This window comes from Caballeronia sp. S22 (assembly GCF_964261745.1).
GTDB lineage: Bacteria > Pseudomonadota > Gammaproteobacteria > Burkholderiales > Burkholderiaceae > Caballeronia > Caballeronia jiangsuensis.
In genome coordinates this window covers 1,625,958-1,651,243 of record NZ_OZ180036.1, presented here as the reverse complement: position 1 = coordinate 1,651,243, position 25,286 = coordinate 1,625,958, and the positions used below count along the sequence as shown (strand labels likewise).

Annotated in this window: 27 protein-coding genes; 21 read left to right on the top strand and 6 right to left on the bottom strand. The window is 63.5% G+C overall.

Going from position 1 to position 25,286, the window contains the following annotated elements:
* Nucleotides 1-22: 22 nt before the first annotated feature.
* Nucleotides 23-1,177, bottom strand: a complete 1,155-nt coding sequence (locus tag ACEN42_RS22975; RefSeq protein ID WP_371881592.1) for a methionine aminotransferase — start codon at nt 1,175-1,177, stop codon at nt 23-25.
* Between the two features lie 138 nt (nt 1,178-1,315).
* Here ACEN42_RS22975 and ACEN42_RS22970 point away from each other — a divergent pair, with 138 nt between their 5' ends.
* Entirely contained in the window at nt 1,316-2,242 is a 927-nt protein-coding gene (locus ACEN42_RS22970; protein WP_371881591.1) for a LysR substrate-binding domain-containing protein, read from the top strand.
* A gap of 7 nt (nt 2,243-2,249) precedes the next feature.
* On the opposite strand, the gene ACEN42_RS22965 is transcribed toward ACEN42_RS22970, so the two are convergent.
* Nucleotides 2,250-3,404, bottom strand: a complete 1,155-nt coding sequence (locus tag ACEN42_RS22965; protein ID WP_187605467.1) for a branched-chain amino acid ABC transporter substrate-binding protein — start codon at nt 3,402-3,404, stop codon at nt 2,250-2,252.
* A 367-nt stretch (nt 3,405-3,771) separates the two neighbouring features.
* On the opposite strand from ACEN42_RS22965, the gene ACEN42_RS22960 reads away from it, so the two are divergent.
* The 3 genes from ACEN42_RS22960 (at nt 3,772) to ACEN42_RS22950 (ending at nt 6,195) form a co-directional block, all read left to right on the top strand.
* Nucleotides 3,772-4,200, top strand: coding sequence for a MarR family winged helix-turn-helix transcriptional regulator (locus ACEN42_RS22960; RefSeq protein ID WP_238214561.1), 429 nt, complete (start codon nt 3,772-3,774; stop codon nt 4,198-4,200).
* Between the two features lie 80 nt (nt 4,201-4,280).
* A complete protein-coding gene (locus tag ACEN42_RS22955) occupies nt 4,281-4,988 on the top strand; it encodes an SDR family oxidoreductase (protein ID WP_371881590.1) in 708 nt (235 codons plus the stop codon).
* A 13-nt stretch (nt 4,989-5,001) separates the two neighbouring features.
* Complete coding sequence (locus ACEN42_RS22950; RefSeq protein WP_371881589.1) at nt 5,002-6,195, top strand: acetyl-CoA C-acyltransferase; 1,194 nt, start codon at nt 5,002-5,004, stop codon at nt 6,193-6,195.
* 6 nt (nt 6,196-6,201) lie between these two features.
* Here the strand turns inward: ACEN42_RS22950 and ACEN42_RS22945 are convergent, their stop codons facing one another.
* Nucleotides 6,202-6,618, bottom strand: coding sequence for a YciI family protein (locus ACEN42_RS22945; protein ID WP_238295562.1), 417 nt, complete (start codon nt 6,616-6,618; stop codon nt 6,202-6,204).
* A 205-nt stretch (nt 6,619-6,823) separates the two neighbouring features.
* Between ACEN42_RS22945 and ACEN42_RS22940 the strand changes: the two genes are divergently transcribed.
* From ACEN42_RS22940 to ACEN42_RS22915, 6 genes are read left to right on the top strand one after another with little or no spacing between them, the layout of a single operon-like run.
* On the top strand, nt 6,824-7,843 hold the full coding sequence (locus ACEN42_RS22940; RefSeq protein WP_371881588.1) for a LacI family DNA-binding transcriptional regulator: 1,020 nt from the start codon (nt 6,824-6,826) through the stop codon (nt 7,841-7,843).
* A 2-nt stretch (nt 7,844-7,845) separates the two neighbouring features.
* Nucleotides 7,846-9,333 (top strand): sugar ABC transporter ATP-binding protein, encoded by a 1,488-nt coding sequence (locus tag ACEN42_RS22935; RefSeq protein ID WP_371881587.1) that lies wholly within the window; start codon nt 7,846-7,848, stop codon nt 9,331-9,333.
* Nucleotides 9,314-10,330 (top strand): ABC transporter permease, encoded by a 1,017-nt coding sequence (locus tag ACEN42_RS22930; RefSeq protein ID WP_035506926.1) that lies wholly within the window; start codon nt 9,314-9,316, stop codon nt 10,328-10,330. Before ACEN42_RS22935 ends, ACEN42_RS22930 begins: the two co-directional genes overlap by 20 nt.
* A 25-nt stretch (nt 10,331-10,355) precedes the next feature.
* Entirely contained in the window at nt 10,356-11,321 is a 966-nt protein-coding gene (locus tag ACEN42_RS22925; RefSeq protein WP_371881586.1) for a substrate-binding domain-containing protein, read from the top strand.
* 46 nt (nt 11,322-11,367) lie between these two features.
* Nucleotides 11,368-12,441, top strand: a complete 1,074-nt coding sequence (locus ACEN42_RS22920) for a sugar phosphate isomerase/epimerase family protein (RefSeq protein ID WP_371881585.1) — start codon at nt 11,368-11,370, stop codon at nt 12,439-12,441.
* Complete coding sequence (locus ACEN42_RS22915; protein WP_371881584.1) at nt 12,438-13,559, top strand: Gfo/Idh/MocA family protein; 1,122 nt, start codon at nt 12,438-12,440, stop codon at nt 13,557-13,559. Before ACEN42_RS22920 ends, ACEN42_RS22915 begins: the two co-directional genes overlap by 4 nt.
* Before the next feature lie 10 nt (nt 13,560-13,569).
* Here the strand turns inward: ACEN42_RS22915 and ACEN42_RS22910 are convergent, their stop codons facing one another.
* From ACEN42_RS22910 to gndA, 3 genes are all read right to left on the bottom strand, one after another.
* Entirely contained in the window at nt 13,570-13,929 is a 360-nt protein-coding gene (locus tag ACEN42_RS22910; protein WP_371881583.1) for a DUF1493 family protein, read from the bottom strand.
* Complete coding sequence (locus tag ACEN42_RS22905; RefSeq protein WP_371882280.1) at nt 13,930-14,361, bottom strand: STM2901 family protein; 432 nt, start codon at nt 14,359-14,361, stop codon at nt 13,930-13,932. It lies immediately after the preceding gene.
* Nucleotides 14,362-14,522: 161 nt separating this feature from the next.
* Nucleotides 14,523-15,929 carry an NADP-dependent phosphogluconate dehydrogenase gene (gene gndA / locus ACEN42_RS22900; RefSeq protein WP_371881582.1) on the bottom strand — a complete coding sequence of 469 codons (1,407 nt, stop codon included), beginning with the start codon at nt 15,927-15,929 and terminating at the stop codon, nt 14,523-14,525.
* Nucleotides 15,930-16,210: 281 nt separating this feature from the next.
* Here gndA and ACEN42_RS22895 point away from each other — a divergent pair, with 281 nt between their 5' ends.
* From ACEN42_RS22895 to denD, 11 genes are all read left to right on the top strand, one after another.
* Nucleotides 16,211-16,552 (top strand): hypothetical protein, encoded by a 342-nt coding sequence (locus tag ACEN42_RS22895; RefSeq protein ID WP_371881581.1) that lies wholly within the window; start codon nt 16,211-16,213, stop codon nt 16,550-16,552.
* A 31-nt stretch (nt 16,553-16,583) separates the two neighbouring features.
* Nucleotides 16,584-17,519: a 2-dehydropantoate 2-reductase gene (gene panE, locus ACEN42_RS22890; protein ID WP_371881580.1), complete on the top strand. Its 936-nt coding sequence runs from the start codon at nt 16,584-16,586 to the stop codon at nt 17,517-17,519.
* Nucleotides 17,520-17,978: 459 nt separating this feature from the next.
* Nucleotides 17,979-18,275 carry a hypothetical protein gene (locus tag ACEN42_RS22885; RefSeq protein ID WP_187605479.1) on the top strand — a complete coding sequence of 99 codons (297 nt, stop codon included), beginning with the start codon at nt 17,979-17,981 and terminating at the stop codon, nt 18,273-18,275.
* Nucleotides 18,276-18,346: 71 nt separating this feature from the next.
* On the top strand, nt 18,347-18,907 hold the full coding sequence (locus ACEN42_RS22880; protein ID WP_187605480.1) for a hypothetical protein: 561 nt from the start codon (nt 18,347-18,349) through the stop codon (nt 18,905-18,907).
* Between the two features lie 87 nt (nt 18,908-18,994).
* On the top strand, nt 18,995-19,333 hold the full coding sequence (locus ACEN42_RS22875) for a thioredoxin family protein (protein WP_187605481.1): 339 nt from the start codon (nt 18,995-18,997) through the stop codon (nt 19,331-19,333).
* 85 nt (nt 19,334-19,418) lie between these two features.
* Nucleotides 19,419-20,123, top strand: coding sequence for a FadR/GntR family transcriptional regulator (locus tag ACEN42_RS22870; RefSeq protein ID WP_371881579.1), 705 nt, complete (start codon nt 19,419-19,421; stop codon nt 20,121-20,123).
* 21 nt (nt 20,124-20,144) lie between these two features.
* Nucleotides 20,145-21,041 carry an L-threonate dehydrogenase gene (ltnD, locus tag ACEN42_RS22865; RefSeq protein WP_371881578.1) on the top strand — a complete coding sequence of 299 codons (897 nt, stop codon included), beginning with the start codon at nt 20,145-20,147 and terminating at the stop codon, nt 21,039-21,041.
* The gene (otnK, locus tag ACEN42_RS22860) at nt 21,038-22,315 is read left to right on the top strand and encodes a 3-oxo-tetronate kinase (RefSeq protein WP_371881577.1); all 1,278 of its coding nucleotides are present in this window, start codon (nt 21,038-21,040) and stop codon (nt 22,313-22,315) included. The genes ltnD and otnK overlap by 4 nt, the downstream gene beginning before the upstream one ends.
* Nucleotides 22,315-22,956: an aldolase gene (locus ACEN42_RS22855; RefSeq protein WP_371881576.1), complete on the top strand. Its 642-nt coding sequence runs from the start codon at nt 22,315-22,317 to the stop codon at nt 22,954-22,956. Before otnK ends, ACEN42_RS22855 begins: the two co-directional genes overlap by 1 nt.
* A 337-nt stretch (nt 22,957-23,293) precedes the next feature.
* Entirely contained in the window at nt 23,294-24,082 is a 789-nt protein-coding gene (gene otnI, locus ACEN42_RS22850; protein WP_371881575.1) for a 2-oxo-tetronate isomerase, read from the top strand.
* Nucleotides 24,083-24,096: 14 nt separating this feature from the next.
* Nucleotides 24,097-25,062 carry a D-erythronate dehydrogenase gene (gene denD / locus ACEN42_RS22845; RefSeq protein ID WP_371881574.1) on the top strand — a complete coding sequence of 322 codons (966 nt, stop codon included), beginning with the start codon at nt 24,097-24,099 and terminating at the stop codon, nt 25,060-25,062.
* Nucleotides 25,063-25,286 lie beyond the last annotated feature (224 nt).

Below are 25,286 nucleotides of genomic sequence, written 5' to 3'. Positions count from 1 at the left end.
GTGTTGGTCTCCAGAAAAATCGTCAGATCGAACAAAGGCGGCGCGCGCCTTCGACGAGCGTGTCGTCGTCCTTCGCGAACGAAAGACGGATCAGGTGGTTATCGGTGCCGTCGGTGTAGAACGCGGACAGCGGAATCGTCGCGACGCGCGCCTCGCGGATCAGGCGCAGCACGAAGTCGCTGTCGGATTCGTTCGAGATCGCGTCGTACCGCGCCAGCATGAAGAAACTGCCCGCGCTCGGCAACAGTTCGAAGCGCGAGCCCTTAAGCGACTCGGCGAGCAGATCGCGCTTGTGCTGGTAGAACGGCCCGAGATTCAGATAGCTCGATTCGTCCGCGAGCGCTTCGGCGAACGCCATCTGCATCGGCGTATCGGCGGAAAAGGTCATGAACTGGTGGATCTTGCGAATCTCGGATGTCAGCGCGGCGGGCGCGAGACAGTAGCCGACGCGCCAGCCCGTCACGTGATACGACTTGCCGAACGACGACACGATCACGCTGCGTTCCGCCAGCTCGGGATAGCGCGCCATGCCGTGATGCGGCGCGCCGTCGAACACGACGTGTTCATAGACTTCATCCGACAGCACGATGATCTTCGTGTCGCGCGTGAGTGCGGTCAGCCGTGCGATGTCGGCGTCCGTGAACGCGCTGCCTGTCGGATTGTGCGGCGTGTTGACGAGAATCATGCGCGTCTTCGGCGTGATCGCGGCGGCGACTTCGTCCCAGTCGATGTGGAAATTCTCGGCGGAGAGCTTGATCGCGACGGGCGTGGCGCCCTGCAACTGCACGATCGGCGCATAGCTGTCGAAGGAAGGCTCGAAGTAGATGACCTCGTCGCCGGGATGCACGAGCGCGCTGATCGTCGCGTACAGGCCTTCGCTCGCGCTCGCCACCACGGTGACTTCCGTGCCCGGATCGTAATGCGCGCCGTACAGCTTCTGTGTCTTCACGGCGATCGCTTCGCGCAGCGCGAGCACGCCGGACATCGGCGAGTACTGGTTATGTCCTGCCCGCATGGCTCGCTCGACGCCTTCGATCAGCTTCGGATCGCAGGCGAAGTTCGGCGCGCCCTGCGACAGGTTGAGCGCGTGATGCTCCTCGGCCAACTGGCCTATGACGGTGAAAATGGTCGTGCCGACATTCGGCAGCTTCGACTCGGGAATGCAGGCGCTATGCACGGCAAGTGTCTCCGGAATTGCGGTTCGGCGATGATTGCCGTCGATTCAACCGCAGCAATAAAGCGCGGACAATCGAAACTTTGTCATACTAGCCATGCTTGCAGATCATGGCTACATGCCAAAAACCCGATGCCTCCGATGAAACCGCTGCCCTCGCTCGACGTGCTCAAAACCTTTCTGGTCGTCGCCCAGAAACTGAATTTCACGCGCGCCGCCGAGGTGCTGAATGTGACGCAGGGCGCGGTCAGCCGGCAGATCGCCGGACTGGAGGCGCATCTCGGCTACGCGCTCTTCACGCGGCAGGCGCGCGGGCTCGCGCTGACGCATCACGGCGCGCTGCTCGTCGCGCCGCTGCAACAGGCGTTCACGCATATCGACGATGCGCTGGCGAAAGGCGGCGCGCAATCCGGCATTCTGCGCGTGAAGTGCCCGACCTGCGCGATGCGCTGGATCCTGCCGCGCGTCATCCGCTTGCAGAACGAGCGGCCGGAGCTGGTGGTGGAGGTGACGGCGTCGGTGTCGCACGGCGTCGACTTCGGCGCGGAGCCGTTCGATGCCGCGATCGTCTTCGGCGCCGCGCCGTCGCTCAAGGGCGTGACGGCGGATCATCTCTTCGATGAAGTGCTGACGCCGGTTTGCGCGCCGGAATTGTGGAAGCCGAAGAAGCACGCCGCGCCCACGCCCGGCGATCTCGCCGGCAAGACGCTGCTGCATCCCACGCGCGATCGCCGCGACTGGCTTCTGTGGCTCGGCGCTTACGGCTACACGGGCCTGCCGTCGACGAAAGCGCAGCATTTCGACACGCTCGATCTGGCGATGTCCTCGGCGATGCAGGGTCTGGGCGTGACGATCGGCGATCTCTCGCTGATCGAGGAAGACTTGCGCGCGAAGCGCGTGATCGCGCCGTTCCCGCTGTGCGTAACGAGCGGCGCGGCCTATTACCTCGCGTATCCGGAGCGGCCCGCGCCGTCGCCCGCGTTGCAGCAATTCGTGCAATGGCTGGGCGACGAGGCGGCGCACACGCGCAAAAGGCTGGAGGCCCGGACGCACGCGGCCCAGGCCTGAAGCGTCATTACATGCCGTGCTTGGTGACGACCGACGCCCACTGTCCGTTCTTCACCTGATACAGCGTCGACGAAGCGTTCTTCAGCGCGCCGTTGCTGTCGAACGCGATCGGCCCGGTGATGCCTTCGAACGAGTTCGACTTCAGCACCGGCCGGTACACGTTCGGATCGATGGAATTGGCCTTCTGCATCGCGTTGATCGCGGCCCACGCGGCGTCGTAGCCGAACGGCGCATACGAAAGAATCGCGACGCCGAAGCGCTTCTGGAACTTGTCGGCGAACGCCTTGCCTTCGGGCAGCTTGTCGAGCGGGCTGCCGTATTCCCACGCCTGCGCGCCTTCGGCGGCATCGCCCGCGAGCTTGAGGAAATCGGCGTCCATCACGCCGCCGCCGCCCACGAACTGCGCGTTCATGCCGAGCTGCTTCATCCGCTTGACGACCGCCGCCGCCTGCCGGTCGAGGCCGCCGAAGAAAATCAGATCCGCGTTGGCCGCCTTGATGCGCGTGAGCTGCGCGCTGAAATCGACGGTCTGGTTGTCGCTGTACTCGCGCGTGACGATCGTGCCGCCCTTCGCCTTCACCGCCTTCTCGAACTCGTCGGCCTCGCCCTGACCGAACGCCGTGCGGTCGTCGATGATCGCGATGCGCTTCGCCTTCGTCGTCGTCACCGCATAGACGCCGGCGTTGCCCGCGTTCTGCGCGTCGCTCGAAATCACCGTGAACATGTTCTCGAGGCCGCGCGTCGTGATGGTCGGATTGGTCGCTGCGGGGTCGATCGTCGGGATGCCGGCGCTGTTGTAGATCGGCGAGGCGGGCAGCGTCGTGCCCGAATTGAAGTGTCCGACGACGACCACCACGCCGTCATCGACGAGCTTCTGCGCCGCCTGCACGCCGACACGCGGGTCGGCCTGATCGTCTTCCGCGCGGATCTCGAACTTCGCCGTCTTGCCGCCGATCGTGATCTTCTTCGCGTTGGCTTCGTCGAGCGCGAGCTGCACGCCGTTCTGGAGGTCCTTCCCGTAACCCGCGTTCGCGCCGGTCAGCGGCGCGGCAAAACCCACTTTCACCGTCAGTTCGTCTGCGCTCGCGGCGAAGGGCGCGGCGGCGAATGCAGCCGTGGCGCATGCCACGAGCCACGCCAGAGGTTTGGTACGGATGCGCATGGTTTTGCTCTCCTTTTTGATTTGGCAATCGAATGGAACACGACCGGTTCAGTGCCGGCAAGACGGACTTGCCCTCAAAGGCCGGCAATCCGGCGATGAAAGCAGCCGCTTCGCGCGCGGCCCGGCACAGGCAGCGGACATGCGCAATGTAGAAAACCAATTTGGCCGCGTCTTGGTGTTAAGTCGCGCGTCCGATGCGGATTTCGGCACAGGCCCGATTCGCCCCGATCGCACGCCCGGAGCGGCTTGGCGCGTTTCGCCGCCGCGCCGCGCGCGACGATTCCCGACGATCTCCGAGCCGCGTCTATCGCGCCGATTGAGAATCCCTCGCTTGACAAAGTGCATATGCACTCATATTCTGCGGGACATGACTTCCAACTCTTCTCCTCTCGACTGCAACTGCTTCGCGATCCGTCAGGCGGCGCGTTATGTGTCGCAGATGTACGAGCGGCATCTGACCGCGGTCGGCATCACGGCGGCGCAGTTCACGATTCTCGCGTCGATCGGGCGCAGGCCCGGCGTGCAGATGGCCGAGCTGGCCGACTCGATGGTGATGGACCGTACCACGCTCGTGCGCGCGCTTAAGCCGTTGCAGCGTGACGGCCTGGTTGAGGCGGCGCAGGAATCGGCCAGCTCGCGCGCGGTCGGCTTGCGGCTGACGGCAACGGGCCGCGACACGCTCGTGAAGGCGTCGGCGCAATGGCGCGCCGCGCAGGCGGAATTCGAAGCGAAGTTCGGCGAGAAGCGCGCGAAGGCGCTGCGGCAGTCGCTGTTCGAACTGACGACGATGGAGTGAGTGGCATAGAGCAGGCTCGCCGTGCGCGAGCCTTTTTCGTATCGATATCAGTGCATATGCACAGTTTGATGGAGCACACCATGCAGATCAAAGGAAAAGTCGTTCTCGTCACCGGCGCCAATCGCGGCCTCGGCAAGCAATTCGCGAAGTCGCTGCTCGAAGCGGGCGCGGCGAAGGTCTATGCCGCCGTTCGCGATCCGAAGAGCGTCGATATTCCCGGCGTCCAGGCGATCCGCCTCGACGTAACCAACGCCGCCGATATCGCGGAAGCGGCCGCGACCTATACCGACGTGCAGGTGATCGTCAACAACGCGGGCGTGACGACGCGCGGCCTGCTCGTCGATCCGGCATCGACGCAGGGCATCCGCGATCTTCTGGAAATCAACACGTTCGGCCCGATCGCGCTCACGCAGGCGTTCGCGCCCGCGCTGAAGAAGAACGGCGGCGGCGCGGTCGTCAACGTTCTTTCGGTGCTGAGCTGGGTCTCGTTGCCGGCGGGCGGCGCGTATCACATCTCGAAGGCGGCGGCGTGGGCAGCCACGAACGCCTTGCGCGAGGAACTGCGCGAGCAGGGCACGCTCGTCGTGGCGGCGCACCCCGGCTATATCGATACCGACATGACCGCGCAGGTTACCGCGCCGAAGTCCACGCCGGAGCATGTGGTGAACGAAGTGCTCGCCGCGCTGGAAAAGAACCAGGAAGAAGTGCTCGTCGATGAAACCGGCCGCGCGGTCAAGCAGTCGCTCTCGACCGACACGCCCATCTATCTCACCGGCATTCCCCGCTAAGCGAGGCAACGACATGTTCGTGCAAGACATCGTTTTGTGTCATCCGGTGCGTACGGCGATCGGCGCGTTCAACGGCTCGCTTAAGGACACGCCCGCCGTCGATCTCGGCGCGGCGGCCATCGCCGAAACGCTGCGACGCGCAGGCAAGGCGCTCGATCCTGCGTCGATCGATTCGGTCGTGTTCGGCAATGTGATCCAGGCCGGCAACCGCATGAATCCGGCGCGGCAGGCGTCGGTCGGCGGCGGCGTGCCGGTTTCGGTGCCCGCGCTCGCCGTGAATCGCGTGTGCGGCTCGGGCGCGCAGTCCATCGCCACAGCCGCGACCGAAATCGCGGCGGGCGTCGCCACGCTCGCCATCGCGGGCGGCATGGAGAACATGGATCGCGCGCCGTATCTGCTCGACGGCGGGCGGCGCGGCTATCGCATGGGCAATGCGCAGATTTACGACAGCATGCTGCGAGACGGTCTCGTCGATGCGTTCTCGGGCGAGCATTCGGGCTGGCACACCGAAGACCTCGTGACGAAGCTGGATATCACGCGTGAAGCGCAGGATCGCTGGGCCGAGCGTTCGCAGCAGTCGTTCGCGGCCGCGCAGAGGGATGGCTTGTTCGATGCGGAAATCGTCGGCGTCGATGTGAAGGCGGGCCGCGAAACGGTCGCGTTCGCGCGCGACGAGCAGCCGCGCCCAGACACGACGCTCGCGACGCTTGCGAAGCTGCGCCCGGCGTTTCGTCCCGACGGCACGATCACGGCGGGCAATGCGCCGGGGCTGAACAGCGGCGAATCCGCGATGATCGTGACGAGCCGCAGGGAAGCCGAGGCGCGCGGCATCGAACCGTTCGTGCGGCTCGCGGCGTTCGGCGTGGCGGCCGTCGAACCGGGCATGTTCGGGCTTGGGCCGGTGCCCGCCGTGCAGCAGGCGTTGCAGCGCGCGGGCTGGACGCTCGCCGATGTCGAGCGCTTCGAGATCAACGAAGCCTTCGCGGCGGTGCCGATCGCGGTGGCGAGGACGATCGGCGTTCCGGAAGACATCGTCAACGTGGAGGGCGGCGCGATCGCGCACGGGCATCCGATCGGCGCGACCGGCGCGGTGCTCACGACGCGTCTCGCCCACGCGATGCGCCGCGACGGCGTGAAGCGCGCGATCGTGACGCTGTGCATCGGCGGCGGACAGGGCATCGCGCTCGCGCTGGAGACGATCGCGTAACGTGCATCAGGGCTTCGCCGCCTTCTGCATCTCATCGAATCCCGCCGCGGCCTGCTGCACGTCCGGCGGGAAGTCGTCCATCTCCATCACCTGGCGCACTTCGATCATCTCCGTGTCCGATCCCGGACAACGCTTCGCCCATTCGATCGCTTCCTCGCGCGACTTCACCTGAAGCATCCAGTAGCCGCCGAGCACTTCCTTCGCTTCGGCGAACGGTCCGTCGGTGACGCGCGGCTTGCCGCCTTCGAACGTGACGCGCGCGCCCATCGACGGCGGATGCAGTCCGTCGAGCGCGAGCAGCACCCCGGCCTTCTGCAGTTCCTCGTTGTACTTCATCATGGCGGCGACGGCGTCCGCGCTTGGCATCGTGCCCGGTTGCGCGCTTTCGTAGCCGCGCGGGATCATCAGCATCATGAATCGCATGTGGATCGCTCCTTCAAAAGAGTGTATTGGTGTCGGGCGTCATCGGCCCGCTCGCACATTACGACGAGCAACATCGCACGGGATCGACACATGCGTGTGAATTTCTGTCTTAAGCGTTTGTCCCTAGTCGATTGCTGTTGCCATCGCGCTCGTCCGATCAAATAATGTAATCCATTACATCTCGATCGCCGCGAGCGACGCCGCAATGTCAGATACGGTTCGTCCACGTGAGGAAGTATCGATTGCCGACGTCGCCGAGCGCGCGGGCGTGTCGGTCGCCACGGTATCGCGCGTGCTCAACGGGCACACGAACGTTCGCGAGGCGACGCGCGAGAAAGTCCGCGAGGCGGTCGCGGCGAGCGGCTATCGCATCAACGAGCTCGCGCGCAATCTGCGCACGGCGGAAAGCCGCCTGTTGCTCACGATGGTCCCCGACTTCGGCAATCCGTTCTACGCGGCGATCGTGCGCGGCATCGACAGCGTCGCGCGCCAGAACGGCTACTTCATGCTGTTGTGCGACACGGGCGCGGACCCGCTGCGCGAGCGAAGCTATTTCGATCTCCTGCGCGGCCGCCGCGCCGATGGCGCGATCTGCCTCGATCCCGCCGCCGTGCAGAAGGCGCTCGCCGAAGAAGCGTCGGCGCTGCCGTGGGTCGCGTGCTGCGAGTTCGATCCCGCCGCGGGCGTGCCGTATGTCGGCATCGACAACCATCTCGCCGCGGGCGATGTCGTGCGCTATCTGACGGCCAAGGGTCATCGGCGCATCGCGCTCATCAACTCGGGACAGGGTTATCTGTACGGGCGTCAGCGGCTCGCGGGCTATCGCGATGCGCTGATCGACGCGGGCATCGAGCCGCGCGCCGAGTGGTTGATCGAACTCGACAGTCTCGACTACGACGCCGGCGAACGCGCGGCCGCGCAACTCGCGGCACTCGACGATGCGAGACCGACCGCCGCCTTCGCCGTCTCCGACACGCTCGCCATCGGCGTGATGAACGGCTTTCGCGGCGCGGGCCTGGCGGTGCCGGACGATGTCGCCGTCGTCGGCTTCGACGATATCGCCGTCGCCGCGCATGTCGATCCGCCTTTGACCACCGTCTCGCAGCCGATGCAACTGCTCGGCGAAACCGCCGCCGATCTCCTGCTCCAGCGCCTGCGCGATCCGCGTGCGGAAGTGCCGGGCGTGCTGCTGCCGCATCGGCTGATTCGCCGAAGGAGCGCGTGACGATGAGCCTCGCCGTGCGCTTTCAGGGCATCGAAAAGCAGTTCGGGCCGGTGCGCGTGCTGCACGGCGTCACCTTCGATATCGCGCCGGGCCGCATCTACGGATTGCTTGGCGAGAACGGCGCGGGCAAATCCACGTTGATGAAGATACTCGCGGGCTACGAGCGCGCGAACGCGGGCGAGCTTTATATCGATGAGCGCCAGCGCGACTTCGCGAGTTCACGCGATGCCGAGCATGCGGGCATCGTGCTGATTCACCAGGAACTGAATCTCGCGGACCATTTGAGCATCACGCAGAACATGTTCCTCGGGCACGAGCTGAAGAAAGGCTTCTTTCTCGACGAACCCGCGATGCGCGAAGCCGCGCGTGCGCGACTGAGCGAAGTCGGCCTGCACAAGAATCCGGATACGAAGGTGCGCGACCTGATCGTCGCGGAGAAGCAGCTGGTCGAGATCGCGAAGGCGATGCTGCGCGACGCGCGGCTGCTCATCATGGACGAGCCGACCGCGACGCTGACGCCATCGGAGACACAGCGTCTGTTCGGCCTGATGGCGCGTCTGAAGGATGCGGGCACGACCATCGTCTATATCTCGCACAAGCTCGACGAAGTGGAGCGCGTGACCGACGAAGTGATCGTGATGCGCGATGGCCGCTTCGTCGCGCGCGCGCCTACCCACGAGCTTACGCGTCAGCAGATGGCGAACCTGATGGTCGGCCGCGAAGTCTCCGACATGTTTCCCGACAAGCCTTCGCTTGCCGCGGATGCGCCGGTCGCATTCGAGGTCGAAGGCGCGTCGGTGCCGGGCTGGGCGGAAGGCATTGGCTTCTCGGTGAAGAAGGGCGAAGTGTTCGGCTTCGCGGGGCTCGTCGGCGCGGGACGCACGGAATTGTTCGAGGCGCTCGTCGGCTTGCGGCCATTGAGCGCGGGACGCGTCGTGATCGATGGAAAAACCGTCAGCCTGAAGAATCCGCGCGAAGCGATGAGACAGGGCCTCACGTACCTGAGCGAGGACAGAAAAGGACGCGGACTGCACGTCGACATGGCGCTGAAAGACAACCTGACGATGATGACGCTGGAGCGCTATGCGCATCCGTTCATCGACATGCACGCCGAACGCGATGCATTGAAAAAGGCGGTGAACGATTTCGGCATTCGCACGGGCAACACGTCGATTCGCGCGCGCATGCTGTCGGGCGGCAATCAGCAGAAGCTCGCGCTCGCGAAGTTCCTGAATCCCGATCCGCGCGTGATCGTGCTCGACGAACCGACACGCGGCGTCGATGTCGGCGCGAAACGCGACATCTATTTTCTGATTCACCGGCTGGCCGCCGAGGGCCGCGCGGTGATCGTGATTTCATCCGAGCTGATCGAACTGATCGGCTTGTGTCATCGCGTCGCGGTGATGCGCGCGGGCGAGCTCGTCACGACGCTCGGCATGGATCTTTTGACCGAAGAGAGGTTGATCGCGCATGCGACCGGCACACACTGAAGACATCGGAAGCGAGAGCCGCCTTTCCGCCGCTGCACGCTTTCTGTTCGGCGTCGGGCCGCTGATCGGGCTGATCGCGTTGTGCATCGGCGGCACGCTGCTCAACGGCGACTTCGCCACCCTCGACAACGCGATGAACGTGCTCACGCGCACGTCGTTCATCGGCATTATCGCGGTGGGCATGACCTTCGTGATCATCTCGGGCGGCATCGATCTGTCGGTCGGTTCGATGGCCGCGCTGATCGCGGGCAGCATGATCTACATGATGAACGCGCTCATGCAGGGCTTTCATGGGCACGCGGTGCCGCCGCTTCTGATCATCGCGCTGGGCGTCGTGCTCGCGCTCGTGCTCGGCGCGCTGTTCGGCTTCGCGCACGGCGTGCTCGTGACGAAAGGGCGTATCGAGCCGTTCATCGTCACGCTGGGCACGCTCGGCATCTTTCGCGCGCTGCTCACGTGGCTCGCGGACGGCGGCGCGCTCACGCTCGACAACTCGCTCGTCGATCTTTACGGGCCGGTCTATTACGCGAGCCTGTTCGGTGTGCCGGTGCCGATCTGGATATTTCTCATCGTGGCGGCGGGCGGCGCGCTCGTGCTCAATCGCACGGTGTACGGACGGCATGTGCAGGCGATCGGTTCGAGCGAGCAGGTCGCGCGTTATGCGGCCATTCGCGTGGATCGCGTGAAGATCGTCACGTATGTGCTGCTGGGCTTGTGCGTGGCCGTCGCGACGATTCTGTACGTGCCGCGCTTAGGTTCGGCCACACCGACGACGGGCCTCTTGTGGGAACTCGAAGCGATCGCGTCCGTCGTGGTCGGGGGCACCGCATTGAAGGGTGGCGAAGGGCGCGTGATCGGCACGGTCATCGGCGCGATTCTGCTTTCGGTCATCAATAACATCCTGAACCTGACGAGCATCATCAGCGTGTATCTGAATGCGGCGGTGCAGGGCGCCGTGATCATCCTCGTAGCAGTTTTGCAGCGCGGTCGTCGTTAATGCCTACAAATCCGGAGACATCGTCATGAATAAAATGCTTCGCGCGCTCGGCGCGCTCACGCTTGCGGCAAGCGCGTTCGCCGCTGCATCGTCGTCCGCTCATGCCGACGAAAAGGTCGTGCTCGGCGTCGCCATTCCGACCGCGGATCACGGCTTCACGGGCGGCATCGTGTGGTGGGCCAACGAGGCGAAGAAGGAGCTGGAGAAGGCGCATCCGGACCTGAAGGTGATCGTGAAGACGGCCGGCACCGCGCCCGAGCAGGCGAACCAGTTGCAGGATCTCGTGACGGTCAACAAGATCAACGCGCTCGTGATCTTCCCGCAGGAATCGGCGTCGCTCACGCAGCCTGTCGCGCAGGTGAAGAAGAAGGGCGTGTACGTGACGGTGGTCGATCGCGGTCTCACCGATACCAGCGCACAGGATGCCTACGTCGCCGGCGACAACACCGCGTTCGGCAAGATTCCCGCCGAGTATCTCGCGAAGACGCTGAACGGCAAGGGCGATATCGTCGCGCTGCGCGGCATTCCCACGACCCTCGACAACGAGCGCTGGACCGCGTTCGAAGGCGTGATCAAGCAGCATCCGGACATGAAGATCCTCGATGCGAAATACGCGAACTGGAACCGCGACGACGCCTTCAAGGTGATGCAGGACTATCTCACGCGCTTCAAGCACATCGACGCCGTATGGGCCGCCGACGACGACATGATGGTCGGCGTGCTGAAGGCGATCGATCAGGCGAAGCGCACGGACATCAAGATCGTCTTCGGCGGCGCGGGATCGAAGGAAGCCGTGAAGCGCATCATGGATGGCGACAAGCGCGTGCAGGCCGACGTGTCGTACTCGCCGAAGTTCATCTACGACGCGATCAAGCTCACCGCCGAGGCGCGTCTCAAGGGCGACAAGCTGCCGCCTACGACGATCATCCCGTCGGTGCTCATCACGAAGGACAACGCCAAGCAGTTCTATTTCCCGAACTCGCCGTTCTGATGCGCGAAGGCCGTTCACCCGGCCTTCTTTCTCTTGGAGGCGAACGATGAAGACCATCAAGGGGCCGGCGATCTTTCTCGCGCAGTTCATGGGCGACCGGCCGCCGTTCGATACGTTGAAGAACCTCGCGTCGTGGGCGGGTTCGCTCGGTTACGCGGGCATACAGGTGCCCGCCGATCCGCGTCTGATCGATCTGGAAAAAGCCGCATCGAGCGATGCCTATTGCGACGACATCCGCCGCACGGTGGACGACGCGGGCGTCGCGATCACCGAATTGTCCACGCATTTGCAAGGGCAGTTGATCGCGGTGCATCCCGCCTACGACACATTGTTCGATGGTTTCGCCGCGCCGCACGTGCGCGGCAATCCCGCGGCGCGCACGGAATGGGCGATATCGCAACTGAAGCTCGCGGGGGCCGCGTCGAAGCGCCTGGGCCTGAGTGCGCACGTGACGTTTTCGGGCGCGCTCGCGTGGCCGTATGTCTATCCGTGGCCGCAGCGTCCGGCGGGTCTCGTCGAAGCCGCATTCGACGAGCTCGCGAAACGCTGGCGTCCGATTCTCGATGAGTTCGATCGCGCGGGCATCGACGTGTGCTACGAACTGCATCCCGGCGAAGACTTGCACGATGGCGTCACGTTCGAGCGCTTTCTCGCGGCGGTGGACGATCATCCGCGCGCGAATATCCTGTTCGATCCGAGTCACTTCGTGCTGCAGCAACTCGATTACCTCGCGTTCATCGATATCTATCATCCGCGCATCAAGGCGTTTCATGTGAAGGACGCGGAGTTCCGGCCGAACGGAAAGCAGGGCGTGTATGGCGGCTATTCGGGATGGACCGATCGCGCGGGACGTTTTCGTTCGCTGGGCGATGGCCAGATCGACTTCAAGGCGATTTTCTCGAAGATGGCGCAATACGATTTTCCCGGCTGGGCCGTGCTCGAATGGGAGTGCGCGCTGAAGCATCCGGAAGACGGCGCGCGCGAGGGCGCGGTGTTTATCCGCGATCGCATCATTCGCGTGGCCGAGCGTGCGTTCGATGATTTCGCCGGCAGCGGCGCAAGCCGCGAGCAGTTGCGCGGCGTGCTCGGTGTCGGCGACAAAGCAGGAGAGACGCGATGAACCGCGTGCGACTGGGGATGGTCGGCGGCGGCGAGGGCGCGTTCATCGGCGCGGTGCATCGCATGGCCGCGCGGCTCGATGATCGTTACGAGCTGGTCGCGGGCGCGTTGTCGTCGGATGCGCGGCGTGCGGCTGCGAGCGCGGCGGCTATCGGCCTTACGCGCAGCTACGACGATTATCGCGAGATGGCGCGCACCGAGGCCGGGCGCTCGGACGGCATCGAGGCGGTGGCGATCGTCACGCCGAATCATCTGCATGCGCCGATCGCGACGGCGTTTCTCGAAGCCGGCATTCACGTGATCTGCGACAAGCCGCTCGCCGTGTCGCTCGATGAAGGCGAGGCGCTGGCCAAACTCGCGCGCGAGAAGGATCGCGTGTTCGCGGTGACGTATACGTACACGGGCTATCCGCTCGTGCGCCACGCGCGCGGGATGGTGCGGCGCGGGTTGCTCGGCGATATCCGCGTCGTGCAGGTGGAGTACGCGCAGGACTGGCTGTCGCTGCCCGTCGAGACGCAGGCGAACCGGCAGGCGGTGTGGCGCACCGATCCGGCGTTGGCCGGTCCGGCGGGCTGTCTCGGCGATATCGGCACGCACGCGTATCAGCTCGCGGAATACGTGACGGGCATGCGGCCGTCGGAGTTGTCGGCGGACGTGACGACGTTCGTGCCGAATCGCCGTGTCGACGATCACGTGCAGGCGATGTTCCGCTATGCCGGCGGCGCGCGCGGGATGCTGTGGGCGAGCCAGGTCGCGGCGGGCGAGGAGAACGCGCTGCGCTTGCGCGTGTACGGCACGAAGGCGGGCATCGCATTCGATCAAGAGACGCCGAACGAGTTATGGTTCACGCCGATCGGCGGGGCGTCGGAGCGGATCACGCGCGGCCGCGTGCAAAGCCCCGAAGCGCTGCACGCGACGCGCGTGCCGGCCGGGCATCCGGAAGGGTATCTTGAAGCGTTCGCGCAGGTTTATACGGATGCGGCGGCGTGTATCGCTAGCGGCACCACGCAAGGGGATGACTGGCTCACGACTGTCGAGGACGGGGTGGCGGGATTGAGGTTCGTGGATGCGGTGTTGCGGAGCAGCGAGAGGAATGCCGAGTGGGTGACGCTTGCTTGATTCGGATGCTTTAGTCGATCACCCATTTTCCTCGAATCATCGCTTCCTCCAGCATGCCGAGTGTGAGCTGCCATCCGCCGAGCGTTTCTCGAGCCTCGAGGCTGAAGGGTGACTTGAGAACTGTCCAGAAAAACGCCGGCTTGCTCAACTGAATGAACGGGTAATAGTGGCCAAGCTCGAATTCGCTCATGTCGACGCCGAATTTCATTCCCCACTCGTTGAGCAACGCTGAAATCTCCGGTGGATTCAAGTCGAGGTCGTGATACAGATCGGTCTCGGGCGCGAGGCTGTTCTGTCCCAGGAACGGTTTGCCCAGCTTGACTTCTATGAAGTCGACGAGCCGCTCCCACGCTTCTGGTCGAGCAATCATCTACAGCCGATCCTCGGGTTTCACGATGCCGTTATAAGACTGAACCGATCGAAACAGAATGGTCGATACATCGGTGGCGAGAAGCACCCAGCCGACACCCGGAACCGCCCTTCCAACGAAGGCTCCCAGATTGCGAGTGAACTTGACGCGCAACATCAAAAGACTTGAAAACGACGTCACCGTCGGCAAAATTCTGTATTTGATGTCGAAGGGCAGCATCGTTCTGGAGACGATCGACGCAACGGACGTACCCTTGACGGCCAAATTAAATTTCCCACGCGTCGGAAGGAACGGCTGACCCAGCAGGATCATCGCGATGCTCGACAGATCGTCTATGCCGGTCTCTCTGTAGGTCTCGTCGATTGTGATAAGAAAAAACAGCTCGGCAGGCTCTAGATCCGTATGCATGCCGTATTGGTAGCGCTGGCCCATGTTCGTCCGTGAATCATTCATAAGTCGGACGATAATAATTTGGTATTCCTGATCAATCAACGCTTGCGTTATGGCAGCAAATCCACGAGCGATACAGCCGAAAAAACGCGACTCCCGCAAGAGCCGCGTTTTCTCACCTCAGAACCGGAACCGTTCCGGAATCAAGCCCAGTTCGCGTGAAAACTCCCCGCCTTGTCCACCCGCTCGAACGTATGCGCGCCGAAGAAATCCCGTTGCGCCTGCACGAGATTCGCAGGCAGCCGCTCCGAGCGATACGCATCGAAATAGGCAATCGCCGACGAGAACGCCGGCACCGGAATCCCCGCCTTCACCGCCGCGACGACCACATCGCGCAATGCGTCCTGATACTTCGCGGCGATATCGCTGAAATACGGATCAAGCAGCAGATTCGCGAGCTGCGGATTCTTGTCATACGCATCCGTGATCTTCTGCAGGAAGCGCGCGCGGATGATGCAGCCCGCGCGGAAGATCTTGGCGATCTCGCCGTAATGCAGGTCCCACTTGTATTCTTCCGATGCCGCGCGCAATTGCGCGAACCCTTGCGCATACGACACGATCTTGCTGAGATACAACGCGCGCCGCACCGACTCGACGAACGCCGTGCGATCGCCATCGAACTTGGGCGCGGGGCCGCTCAACACCTTGCTCGCCGCCACGCGCTGATCCTTCAGCGAAGAAAGCACGCGCGCGAACACGGCTTCGGTAATCAAAGGCAGCGGCGCGCCGAGATCGAGCGCATTCTGGCTCGTCCACTTGCCGGTGCCTTTTTGCGCGGCGCGGTCGAGAATCACATCGACGAGATCCTTGCCGGTTTCATCGTCCTTCTTCGCGAAGATCTTCGACGTGATCTCGATCAGATAGCTGTCCAGCTCGCCCTGATTCCACTCGACATACACCTTGCCGAGCTCTTCGTTCGACAAACCGGCGACGCGCTTCAGCACGTCATAGCTCTCGGCGATCAGTTGCATGTCGCCGTACTCGATGCCGTTGTGCACCATCTTCACGAAATGGCCCGCGCCGTCCGGACCCATGTAGGCGACGCACGGCTCGCCGTCCGGCGCCTTCGCCGCGATCTCGGTGAGAATCGGCGCGACGAGTTCGTAGGCTTCCTTCTGTCCGCCCGGCATGATCGACGGGCCTTTCAGCGCGCCTTCCTCGCCGCCCGACACGCCCGTGCCGATGAAATGCAGGCCCGACTTCGCGAGATCCTGATTGCGGCGGATGGTGTCGGTGAAATGCGTGTTGCCGCCGTCGATGAGAATGTCGCCCTTCTCCAGCAGCGGACGCAGCGAAGCGATGGTCTCGTCGGTGCCGGCGCCCGCCTTCACCATCATCAGGATGCGGCGCGGCTTTTCCAGCGACTCGACGAACTCTTCGAGCGTATAGGTCGGTACGAGCTTCTTGTCGGGATGTTCGGCAATCAGTTCGTCGGTTTTGGCGCGGCTGCGGTTGTAGACCGAAACGGCGTGACCGCGGCTCTCGATGTTCAAGGCCAGATTGCGGCCCATGACGGCGAGGCCCACCACGCCGATAGCTTGTTTGCTCATGCTTGATCTCCGGATGACCGAAGCGGACGCGGCTCGTGGCGCGGCTTCGGGATGAAAACGTGTCGATGGGAGCGGCGCTCGCGTGAGAGGTCGTCTCGGGTTCGATCGGCGGCTCGACGGGCCGTGCGGCGATCCAATCGTCTTGCGCGAGCGCAGACCGCCCCGAATTTACCACTTCGAGCCGCATCCGGCAGGGCGCGCGCCGGACGATCGAGCGCGCGGCGCCTCGCCGTCTTAGAATGAACGCCCGCAACGAGCACGCCGCGAAGGCCACTTGAAACATGCCGCCCTCCCGGCGCGCGCGCAGCCATCATTACTCCGTCTACGTGATCGAACTCGCCGGCGCCGTCTGGAACGAAGCGCGCTTTCGCCGCGCGAATCCGGACTACGTGATCGGCATGCCGTTCGTCTATGTGGGCATGACGGGCGTCGATCCCGACGTGCGCTTCGACAAGCACAAGGCGGGCATCCAGTCGAACCGCTACGTGCGCGATTTCGGGCTGCGGCTCCTGCCGCATTTGTACGAGATGTACAACCCGATGCCCTACGACGGCGCGCGCGACATGGAAGTGGAGCTGGCGATCGGCTTGCGCGAAGCGGGCTATGGCGTGTGGCAGGCGTGAAGCGGTGCATCTGACCAACAAGGAGCAAGACATGCGGATTCTGGTAGTGGGCGCGGGGGCCATCGGCGGATATTTCGGCGCGCGGTTGCTCGAAGCGGGCAGGGACGTGACCTTCCTCGTGCGCGAGCGGCGCGCCGAGCGGCTGCGGCAATGCGGCCTGAAAGTGAAGAGCCCGGAGGGCGATCTCGCGTTCGCCTGTCCGCCGATGGTGCTCGCGAAGGACATCGACCAGCCATACGATCTCGTGCTGCTGAGCTGCAAGGCCTACGACCTGCAAGGCGCGATCGATTCCTTCGCGCCCGCGGTCGGCACCGGCACCGCGATCCTGCCGCTCCTGAACGGCATGGGCCATCTCGACGCGCTCGATGCGCGCTTCGATCCGGCGAACGTGCTCGGCGGCCAATGCGTGATCGCCGCGACGCTCGACGCCGAAGGCGAAATCCTGCATCTGAACAACATGCATTCGATGACCATCGGCGAACGCGGCGGCGGCCGTTCCGCGCGCATCGACGCCATCGCAGCGCAACTCGGCGGCGCGGGCTTCGATCTGAACGTAAGCGAAGACATCCTGCAGTCGATGTGGGACAAGTGGGTGTTCCTCGCGACGCTCGCGACCGGCACGTGCCTGATGCGCGCGCCCATCGGCGACATTCTCGCGGCGCCGGGCGGCGACGCGCTGCTCGTCCAGCTCTTCGACGAATGCCGCGGCATCGCCGCAGACAACGCGCACGCGCCGGGCGAGCCGGTCGTCGCGCGCGCCCGTGCGTTCTTCTCCGAGCGCGGCTCGCTGATGACCGCGTCGATGCTGCGCGATCTGGAGAACGGCGCGCCGATCGAGGCGGATCACATCGTCGGGGACTTGCTGGCGCGGCGTCGCACGGCAGTCGGCGGCTTGTCGGCGCTGGCGGTGGCCTATGCGCATCTGAAGGCCTACGAGGCACGCCGGACGCGCATGGCGCGCGCCTGAGCACGCTCTCCTCGCCACTCAAGCGCCGCCGGAAAGCGGCGCTTTTTTTGTGTCCTGGACATCTCAAAAAATGACAATTCGGATTATTGACTGCCCAAATATTGACGTAGATTGAAGTTCATTGACGTCGATTGACGCTCGTGACAGTCGAGAAGATCGGCGTCGATAAATAATTCCGATTAGATTATTATTATTAAAAGCCCGTTCTTTCGACCGCGCAACGCTTTCAGCAATGTGCGCGAAGACGCTTTGCTTTAAAACTTGTGTTTAAAGATTTACATAATAATCGTGATATATGTCGATCGGTAAAACAATGAGAAGAATATTTCAAAAAAACGAAGAGCCTCTTAACCGGGATATTAATTCGATTTCAAGGAGCGGCGTTGCATGTCAGAGAGACATCAAATGAAAAGCAAAAGTCCGCCGGTGATTCCCTCGCTCATCTGCCCGGGGATGCCATTGAATGGCGCGCAGATCGGCGTAATCGTCCGTATCATCGACTCCGATGCCTCCGTCTATGTCAATTACCTCGTGCAAACGCGTGACGGCACGCAATACTGCGCCCAGATGGACGTCCGGCGCCGGCACAACCGCCACGCGCTGATGCGCCTCGCACTTGAATCGGGACGTTTCGTGATGCTGGTCGGCGGAATAAACAGCTATGTGAGAACGGCGGTCGTCGGTGCTCCAGGTCATGCGCTTGTCGATGGCAGCGGCGATTCTCAGCCGAACGACGCGCGGACGGATCGGCCGTAAATAGGCAGTGCCGCGTCGTGAAATAATCCGGACGCGTGCGAATCAATATTCATAAATGAGAAGGGTTACAAGTGAGACAGTTTGATAGTTCGGTCAATCTCAGCATTGTTCAGGGTGGCATTCCACTCACGGGTGTCAAGGGTGGATTTCTCACCCGCATTATCGATTCAAACGATTTCGACAAGGTCAATTTCGTCCTCAAAACAGGCGAGGGCGTCTTGTATTGCGGTCAGTTGAATATCGTCACTCACGAGAACCGAAACAAACTCCTGATGATGGCGCTGGATTACGGACTGCCTGTCGCGCTCTCCGGCGACGATTCCGGAGTCATCACCGGACTTGCCGTTGCGCCGAGCGATTCGCCGATTCCGTCCCTGAGTTCCTCGTTTCTGAAATTGCAGGACAGCCGCACCGGCATGGTGGTGAGAATCGTCGACAAGGATCAAATCTCGGCGATCACCTATGTGCTCCAGACGAGCGACGGCTCGCGGTACTGCGCGCAGATGTGGCCCAACCGGGACAACTACGACAACCGAAACAGCCTTTTCATGATGGCGCTGCGAATGAACATCCCGGTGACGATCACGGGCGGCGCCAATCACGAGGTCACCGGGATCGCGATCGGATCGTAATATCCCTGCTCCGCGTCCGCCCGCTTTGGCACGCAGGCAAGCTTTCTGCTAATTTCATCGGCACGAAAGAGAGCAAGGACGAGCGTCATGAGCATGAATATCGAATACGCGAAGACCGCGCCCGGACGCGCGGATATCGATGCGCTGAGCGGCCCGATGGTCGTCGAATTCGGCACCGACTGGTGCGGCTTCTGCCGCGCGGCGCAGCCGCTGATCGCGCAGGCGTTCCAGGGTCACGGTGCTGTGAAGCACATGAAAATCGAAGACGGCAGCGGCCGCCCGCTCGGCCGCTCGTTTCGCGTGAAGCTCTGGCCGACGCTCGTCTTCATGCTCGGTGGCAAGGAAGTCGCGCGCCTCGTGCGCCCCGGCGATGTCTCCGAAATCCGCGACGCGCTCGCGCTCATCGACGAGCCGCTCGCGCAGTAGACCGCTCTGAGGGTTATTCCCCGGTCAACGTCTTTCTTGAAACTTGTATGATGACCCGATGACCTTACGAGCCTCGTCGAGTCGAATGTTCGAGAAGATTCCGCCGCGCGCGCTGTCCGACACGGTTGCGCAGCAATTGCAGAAGTTGATCGAGAAGGGCAGTTTCGCCGCGACCGGCAAGCTGCCGACTGAGGCTGTGCTCGCGCAGGAATTCGGCGTGAGCCGCACGGTGATCCGCGAAGCCATTTCGCGGCTGAAGAACGAAGGCATGGTCGAGCCGCGCCAGGGCAGCGGCGTGTTCATCGTGGAGCGGGCGGGCATCCGGCCGTTGCGCATCGATTACGCGCAGGCGATCGAGCCGGGCGCGGTCGTGCAGATTCTCGCGCTGCGCCGGGCGATCGAGGCCGAAGTCGCGTCCGAAGCCGCGCAGCGCCGCACCGACGAACAACTCGCCGTCATCGAAGGCACGCTTGCGCGCATCGACGAAGCGGTGCGTGCGGGCAGGAATGGCGTCGAAGAAGACGTTGCGTTTCATCGCGAGATCGCGAACGCGACGGGCAATCCGTACTTCCTGAAAACCCTCACCTTTCTGAACCAGTATCTCGAAGCCGGCACGATCGTCACGCGCGGCAACGAGGCGCTGCGCGAGGACTTCATGCGGCAGGTGCGCGAAGAGCACGCGGCGATCGTCGAGGCGATCCGCTCGCGCGATGCCGCTGCCGCGCGCAACGCCGCGCAGACCCATCTCATCAACGCCGCGCGCCGTCTGGCGGAAGCCGGCATCTGCTAATTCATCGGGACGAGAAACGCTATGACGAGAAACGTGGGAGTCATCGGTCTGGGCGCAATGGGCATGGGCGTCGCGCGCTCGCTGTTGCGCGCGGGCTTCGCCGTGCACGCGTGCGATGTGAGAAAGCCCGTGCTTGATGCGTTCGCAGCCGAAGGCGGCATCGCGTGCGCATCGCCGGCGGAGTTGGGCGGCAAGTGTGAAGTCGTGCTGACGGTCGTCGTCAACGCGGCGCAAACCGAAGCCGTGCTGTTCGGCGAGAACGGCGCGGTGGACGCGATGAAGCCCGGCAGCGTCGTGCTCGCGTGCGCGACGGTATCGCCGCAATTCGCCGCCGACCTCGGCAAGCGTATCGGCGAAAAAGGCGTGCTGCTGCTCGACGCGCCCTTGTCCGGCGGCGCGGGCAAGGCCAATTCCGGCGAAATGACGATGATGACTTCCGGCCCCGCCGACGCCTACGCCGCGTGCGAGGACGTGCTCGATGCGATCGCGGGCAAGGTCTATCGCCTGGGCGACGCACACGGCGCGGGCTCGAAGGTGAAGATCATCAATCAGCTTCTCGCGGGCGTGCATATCGCCGCGGCCGCCGAAGCGATGGCGCTCGGCCTGCGCGAGGGCGTCGATCCGGACGCGCTCTACGACGTCATCACGCACAGCGCCGGCAACTCGTGGATGTTCGAGAACCGCGTGCCGCACATTCTGTCGGGCGATTACACGCCGCTCTCCGCCGTCGATATTTTCGTGAAGGATCTCGGCCTCGTGCTCGATACCGCGCGCACGTCGAAATTCCCGCTGCCGCTTTCGGCGGCGGCGCATCAGATGTTCATGATGGCGTCCACAGCGGGCCACGGCGGCGAGGACGATTCCGCGGTCATCAAGATTTTTCCGGGCATCGAAATTCCGAAGGGAGCGAAGCAATGACGCAAGCGGCGCAGGCACTGCTCGGCTGTATCGCCGACGATTTCACCGGCGCGACCGATCTCGCCAACATGCTCGTGCGCGGCGGCATGCGCACGGTGCAGACCATCGGCATTCCCGAAGCGGGCGCGCGGATCGACGCGGACGCGATCGTCGTCGCGCTGAAGTCGCGCACGATTCCCGCCGACGACGCCGTGCGCCAGTCGCTCGACGCGCTCGAATGGCTGCGCGCGCAGGGTTGCCGCCAGTTCTTCTTCAAGTATTGCTCGACGTTCGATTCCACCGACCGCGGCAACATTGGCCCCGTTGCGGATGCCTTGCTCGACTTGCTGAAGGACGATTTCACGATCGCCTGCCCCGCGTTCCCGGAGAACGGCCGCACGATCTTTCGCGGCAATCTGTTCGTCGGCGATGTGCTGCTGAACGAGTCGGGCATGGAGAATCATCCGCTTACGCCGATGACCGATCCGAACCTCGTGCGCGTGTTGCAGCGTCAGACGAAATCGAAGGTCGGCCTGATTCGCTACGACACGATCGCGAAGGGCGCGGACGCGATCCGCGCGCGCATCGACGAGTTGAAGAAGGACGGCGTGCGCCTCGCCATCGCCGATGCCGTGTCCGACGCCGATCTCTACACACTGGGCGAAGCATGCCGCGATCTCGCGCTGATTACGGGCGGCTCGGGCATCGCGCTCGGGCTTCCGAAGAACTTCCGCGCGGCGAAGCTGCTCGCGCATGCGGAACATGCAGCCGATCTGCCGAAGATCGAGGGCAAGTCGGTGGTGCTGGCGGGCAGCGCATCGAAGGCGACGAACGCGCAGGTTGCGCACTGGCGTGAATCGAAGCCGGGTTTCCGAGTCGATCCGCTGGCGCTTTCGCGCGGCGAGCCGGTGGTGCAGAACGCCGTCGAATTCGCGCGCAAACACGACGAGCCGGTGTTGATTTACGCGACTTCATCGCCCGATGAAGTGAAGGCGGTGCAGAAGGAACTGGGCGTCGAGAAGGCGGGACAACTGGTCGAAGATGCGCTTGCGTCGATCGCGCGTCAGTTGCGTGACGAAGGCGTGCGCAAGTTCGTCGTCGCGGGTGGCGAAACGTCGGGTGCGGTGGTGCAGGCGCTCGACGTGCGTTCGTTGCGCATCGGGCCGCAGATCGATCCGGGCGTGCCGGCCACGCAGTCCATCGGCGCGAATGCTGAAGAATCGCTGGGCCTCGCGCTCAAGTCCGGCAATTTCGGCGCGACCGATTTCTTCGAGAAGGCGCTGAAGGCACTGTGATGGCGACGACCGAAAACTCCATTCGCGAAGAGATTTGCATCACGGGCAGGAGCCTGTACGAGCGTCGATATACGGTGGGCAGCGCGGGCAACATCAGCGCGAGGCTCGATGACGGCTGGCTGATTACGCCGACGGACGCGTGCCTTGGCCGCCTCGATCCGAACGACATTGCGAAGGTGGATCTCGAGGGCAATCACGTGTCGGGCGGACGGCCATCGAAGACGCTGGCGCTGCATCGCCGTATTTACGAGAGCAATGCCGAAGCGCGTGGCGTGGTGCATACGCATTCGACGCATCTGGTCGCGCTGACGCTAGCGGGCGTCTGGAAAAACGACGATGTTTTGCCGCCGATCACGCCGTACTACGTGATGAAGGTTGGACATGTTCCGTTGATTGCGTATCGCCGACCGGGCGATGCGGCGGTGGCGGAGGAAGTGGCGGCGCTGGCGTCGAGCGTACGCGCGGTGCTGCTGGAGCGACTCGGACCGGTGGTATGGGAGAAATCGGTGTCGCACGCGAGCTACGCCCTGGAGGAGTTGGAGGAAACGGCGCGGCTATACCTATCGACAACGCCGCGCCCCGAGCCGTTACCGGAAGCGGCGATAGAAGATTTGAGAAACACGTTCGGCGCCCGCTGGTAAAGGCAAGAGCACCAGAAAGAAAACCCGACGGCAGCGCGAAGCGCGGTGCCGGATGAATGACTGCGAACCAGCGCGCTAAAAGTCATCGCGCGTCAGACCGTGCGCGAGCCAAGCCCGGTAAGTCCTTCGAGGGCGACACTTAGGCGAGTACCAAGGGCGGCTGGCAAGCATGGCTAACGTGCGTGTGACCGCGGGCGTGAGAGAGCTGTTTCTTTGGTTACTTTCTTTGCAGCAGCAAAGAAAGTGACTGCCGCCCCGCACAGGGGCAGAGCCAATAGACCGACACGAAAACAGGATTCCGCGAAACAACCCGAACCGAAAGAAGGAGCACAAGCAAATGCCAAAATTCGCCGCAAACCTGACGATGATGTACACGGAACACGCATTCCTGGACCGTTTTGCAGCAGCATCGAAAGACGGCTTCAAGGCGGTTGAATTCCTGTTCCCATACGACTTCGCAGCGAAAGACATCGAGCAGCGCTTGAAGGACAACAACCTGACCCAGGCGCTCTTCAACGCCCCGCCGGGCGACTGGTCGAAGGGCGAGCGCGGCATCGCGTCATTGCCGGGACGAGAAGACGAGTTCAGACAGAGCGTCGCGAAAGGCCTTGAATACGCGGCCGTGCTGGGCAACAAGAAGCTGCACGTGATGGCGGGCCTGATCGCCCCGGATCAGCCGCGAGACCAACATCGCGCGGTATACAAAAAGAACCTCGAATACGCGGCGAAGGAAGCGCAGAAGGCGGGCATCGGCATTGTGATTGAGCCGATCAACACCCGCGACATCCCCGGCTTCTTCCTGAACCGTCAGGACGACGCACAAGCGATCTGCGACGAAATCGGCGCGCCGAACCTGCAAGTGCAGTTCGACATCTACCACTGCCAGATCGTCGAAGGCGATATCGCGATGAAGCTGAAGCGCGACATGAAGCGCCCGAACGCGGGCATCGGCCATATCCAGATCGCGGGCGTGCCGGAGCGCCACGAGCCGAGCATCGGCGAACTCAACTATCCGTATCTGTTCGAACTGATCGATTCGCTCGGCTACGAAGGCTGGATCGGCTGCGAATACAAACCGAAGGCGGCCACGTCCGAAGGACTCGGCTGGCTCAAACCTTATCTGTGAGAGGAAGCGACCCAATGAAGATTCTCATCACCGGCGGCGCCGGCTTTCTCGGCCAGCGTCTCGCGAAGCGCCTTCTCGAGCGCAACGAACTCAACGGCAAACCGGTCACCGAACTGGTGCTGCTCGATGTCGCGCGCCCGAACGACGAACGCCTGCTCGCCGACAAACGCGTGCGCGCCGAAACCGGCGATATCTCCGATCCGGCCGTGCTGCAACGCCACATCGACACGCAGACCGAAGCCATCTTCCATCTCGCCGCGATCGTAAGCGGCCAGGCCGAAGCGGACTTCGATCTCGGCATGAAGATCAATCTCGACGCATCGCGCGCGCTGCTCGAAGTGTGCCGCGCGGCGGGCCACAAGCCGCGCGTCGTGTTCACGAGCTCGGTCGCGGTGTACGGCGGCGTGCTGCCCGATGTCGTGCAGGACGACACCGCGCTCAATCCGCAATCGTCGTACGGAACGCAGAAAGCGATCGCGGAGCTGCTGCTCTCCGACTACGCGCGGCGCGGCTTCGTCGATGGCCGCGTGCTGCGCCTGCCGACCATCAGCGTGCGGCCGGGCAAGCCGAACGCGGCGGCTTCGTCCTTCGCGAGCGGCATCATTCGCGAGCCGCTGAACGGCGAGCGCTCGACGTGCCCTGTCGATGGCGACATGCGCGTCTGGCTGCTTTCGCCGAAGAGTGCGATCGAGGCGCTGATCGCGGGCTGCGAGATCGATCGCGCGAAGCTCGGGCTGCGGCCGGTCATCAATCTGCCGGGCCTGTCGGTGAGCGTGAACGAGATGGTCGCGGCGCTGCGCGAAGTGGCGGGCGAGGAAGCCGTGCAGCGCATCGACTGGCAGCGCGACGAGCGCATCGAGAAGATCGTCGGCAGCTGGCCGGGCGCGTGGAACACGGCTCGCGCGGAGCAACTGGGCCTCACGGGCGACAAGAATTTCGCCGATGTGATCCGCGCCTATATCGCCGACGAGCGCGGCTGAATCCCACACTTTGCGCGGTCGATCCTTTCCGCACCGGGCATCGCGCGCGCGATGCCCGCGGCTCGCGCGCCGGTCATGCTTACATACGCATTTCCGGGCTACACTTATCCCTTAAATGTGACGAACGTCGGCCGGGCGCCGCGTGCACCGCGTTGAACCACGAGCGGTCGCAAGCTCGTATCTCTTTCGCTTTCGTGCTTTTCGCGCCTTCGCAGCGCCGGTTT

Excerpts from the sequence above, each read along its gene's own strand:
- ACEN42_RS22875 (WP_187605481.1), top strand. The coding sequence starts at position 18,995 with ATGAGCATGAATATCGAATACGCGAAGACCGCGCCCGGACGCGCGGAT.
- ACEN42_RS22955 (WP_371881590.1), top strand. The coding sequence starts at position 4,281 with ATGCAGATCAAAGGAAAAGTCGTTCTCGTCACCGGCGCCAATCGCGGC.
- ACEN42_RS22970 (WP_371881591.1), top strand. The coding sequence starts at position 1,316 with ATGAAACCGCTGCCCTCGCTCGACGTGCTCAAAACCTTTCTGGTCGTC.
- ACEN42_RS22870 (WP_371881579.1), top strand. The coding sequence starts at position 19,419 with ATGTTCGAGAAGATTCCGCCGCGCGCGCTGTCCGACACGGTTGCGCAG.
- ACEN42_RS22960 (WP_238214561.1), top strand. The coding sequence starts at position 3,772 with ATGACTTCCAACTCTTCTCCTCTCGACTGCAACTGCTTCGCGATCCGT.
- ltnD (WP_371881578.1), top strand. The coding sequence starts at position 20,145 with ATGACGAGAAACGTGGGAGTCATCGGTCTGGGCGCAATGGGCATGGGC.
- otnI (WP_371881575.1), top strand. The coding sequence starts at position 23,294 with ATGCCAAAATTCGCCGCAAACCTGACGATGATGTACACGGAACACGCA.
- ACEN42_RS22895 (WP_371881581.1), top strand. The coding sequence starts at position 16,211 with ATGCCGCCCTCCCGGCGCGCGCGCAGCCATCATTACTCCGTCTACGTG.
- ACEN42_RS22910 (WP_371881583.1), bottom strand. The coding sequence starts at position 13,929 with ATGATTGCTCGACCAGAAGCGTGGGAGCGGCTCGTCGACTTCATAGAA.
- ACEN42_RS22940 (WP_371881588.1), top strand. The coding sequence starts at position 6,824 with ATGTCAGATACGGTTCGTCCACGTGAGGAAGTATCGATTGCCGACGTC.
- denD (WP_371881574.1), top strand. The coding sequence starts at position 24,097 with ATGAAGATTCTCATCACCGGCGGCGCCGGCTTTCTCGGCCAGCGTCTC.
- otnK (WP_371881577.1), top strand. The coding sequence starts at position 21,038 with ATGACGCAAGCGGCGCAGGCACTGCTCGGCTGTATCGCCGACGATTTC.
- ACEN42_RS22950 (WP_371881589.1), top strand. The coding sequence starts at position 5,002 with ATGTTCGTGCAAGACATCGTTTTGTGTCATCCGGTGCGTACGGCGATC.
- ACEN42_RS22920 (WP_371881585.1), top strand. The coding sequence starts at position 11,368 with ATGAAGACCATCAAGGGGCCGGCGATCTTTCTCGCGCAGTTCATGGGC.
- ACEN42_RS22945 (WP_238295562.1), bottom strand. The coding sequence starts at position 6,618 with ATGCGATTCATGATGCTGATGATCCCGCGCGGCTACGAAAGCGCGCAA.
- gndA (WP_371881582.1), bottom strand. The coding sequence starts at position 15,929 with ATGAGCAAACAAGCTATCGGCGTGGTGGGCCTCGCCGTCATGGGCCGC.
- ACEN42_RS22935 (WP_371881587.1), top strand. The coding sequence starts at position 7,846 with ATGAGCCTCGCCGTGCGCTTTCAGGGCATCGAAAAGCAGTTCGGGCCG.
- ACEN42_RS22930 (WP_035506926.1), top strand. The coding sequence starts at position 9,314 with ATGCGACCGGCACACACTGAAGACATCGGAAGCGAGAGCCGCCTTTCC.
- panE (WP_371881580.1), top strand. The coding sequence starts at position 16,584 with ATGCGGATTCTGGTAGTGGGCGCGGGGGCCATCGGCGGATATTTCGGC.
- ACEN42_RS22965 (WP_187605467.1), bottom strand. The coding sequence starts at position 3,404 with ATGCGCATCCGTACCAAACCTCTGGCGTGGCTCGTGGCATGCGCCACG.
- ACEN42_RS22905 (WP_371882280.1), bottom strand. The coding sequence starts at position 14,361 with ATGGGCCAGCGCTACCAATACGGCATGCATACGGATCTAGAGCCTGCC.
- ACEN42_RS22925 (WP_371881586.1), top strand. The coding sequence starts at position 10,356 with ATGAATAAAATGCTTCGCGCGCTCGGCGCGCTCACGCTTGCGGCAAGC.
- ACEN42_RS22855 (WP_371881576.1), top strand. The coding sequence starts at position 22,315 with ATGGCGACGACCGAAAACTCCATTCGCGAAGAGATTTGCATCACGGGC.
- ACEN42_RS22915 (WP_371881584.1), top strand. The coding sequence starts at position 12,438 with ATGAACCGCGTGCGACTGGGGATGGTCGGCGGCGGCGAGGGCGCGTTC.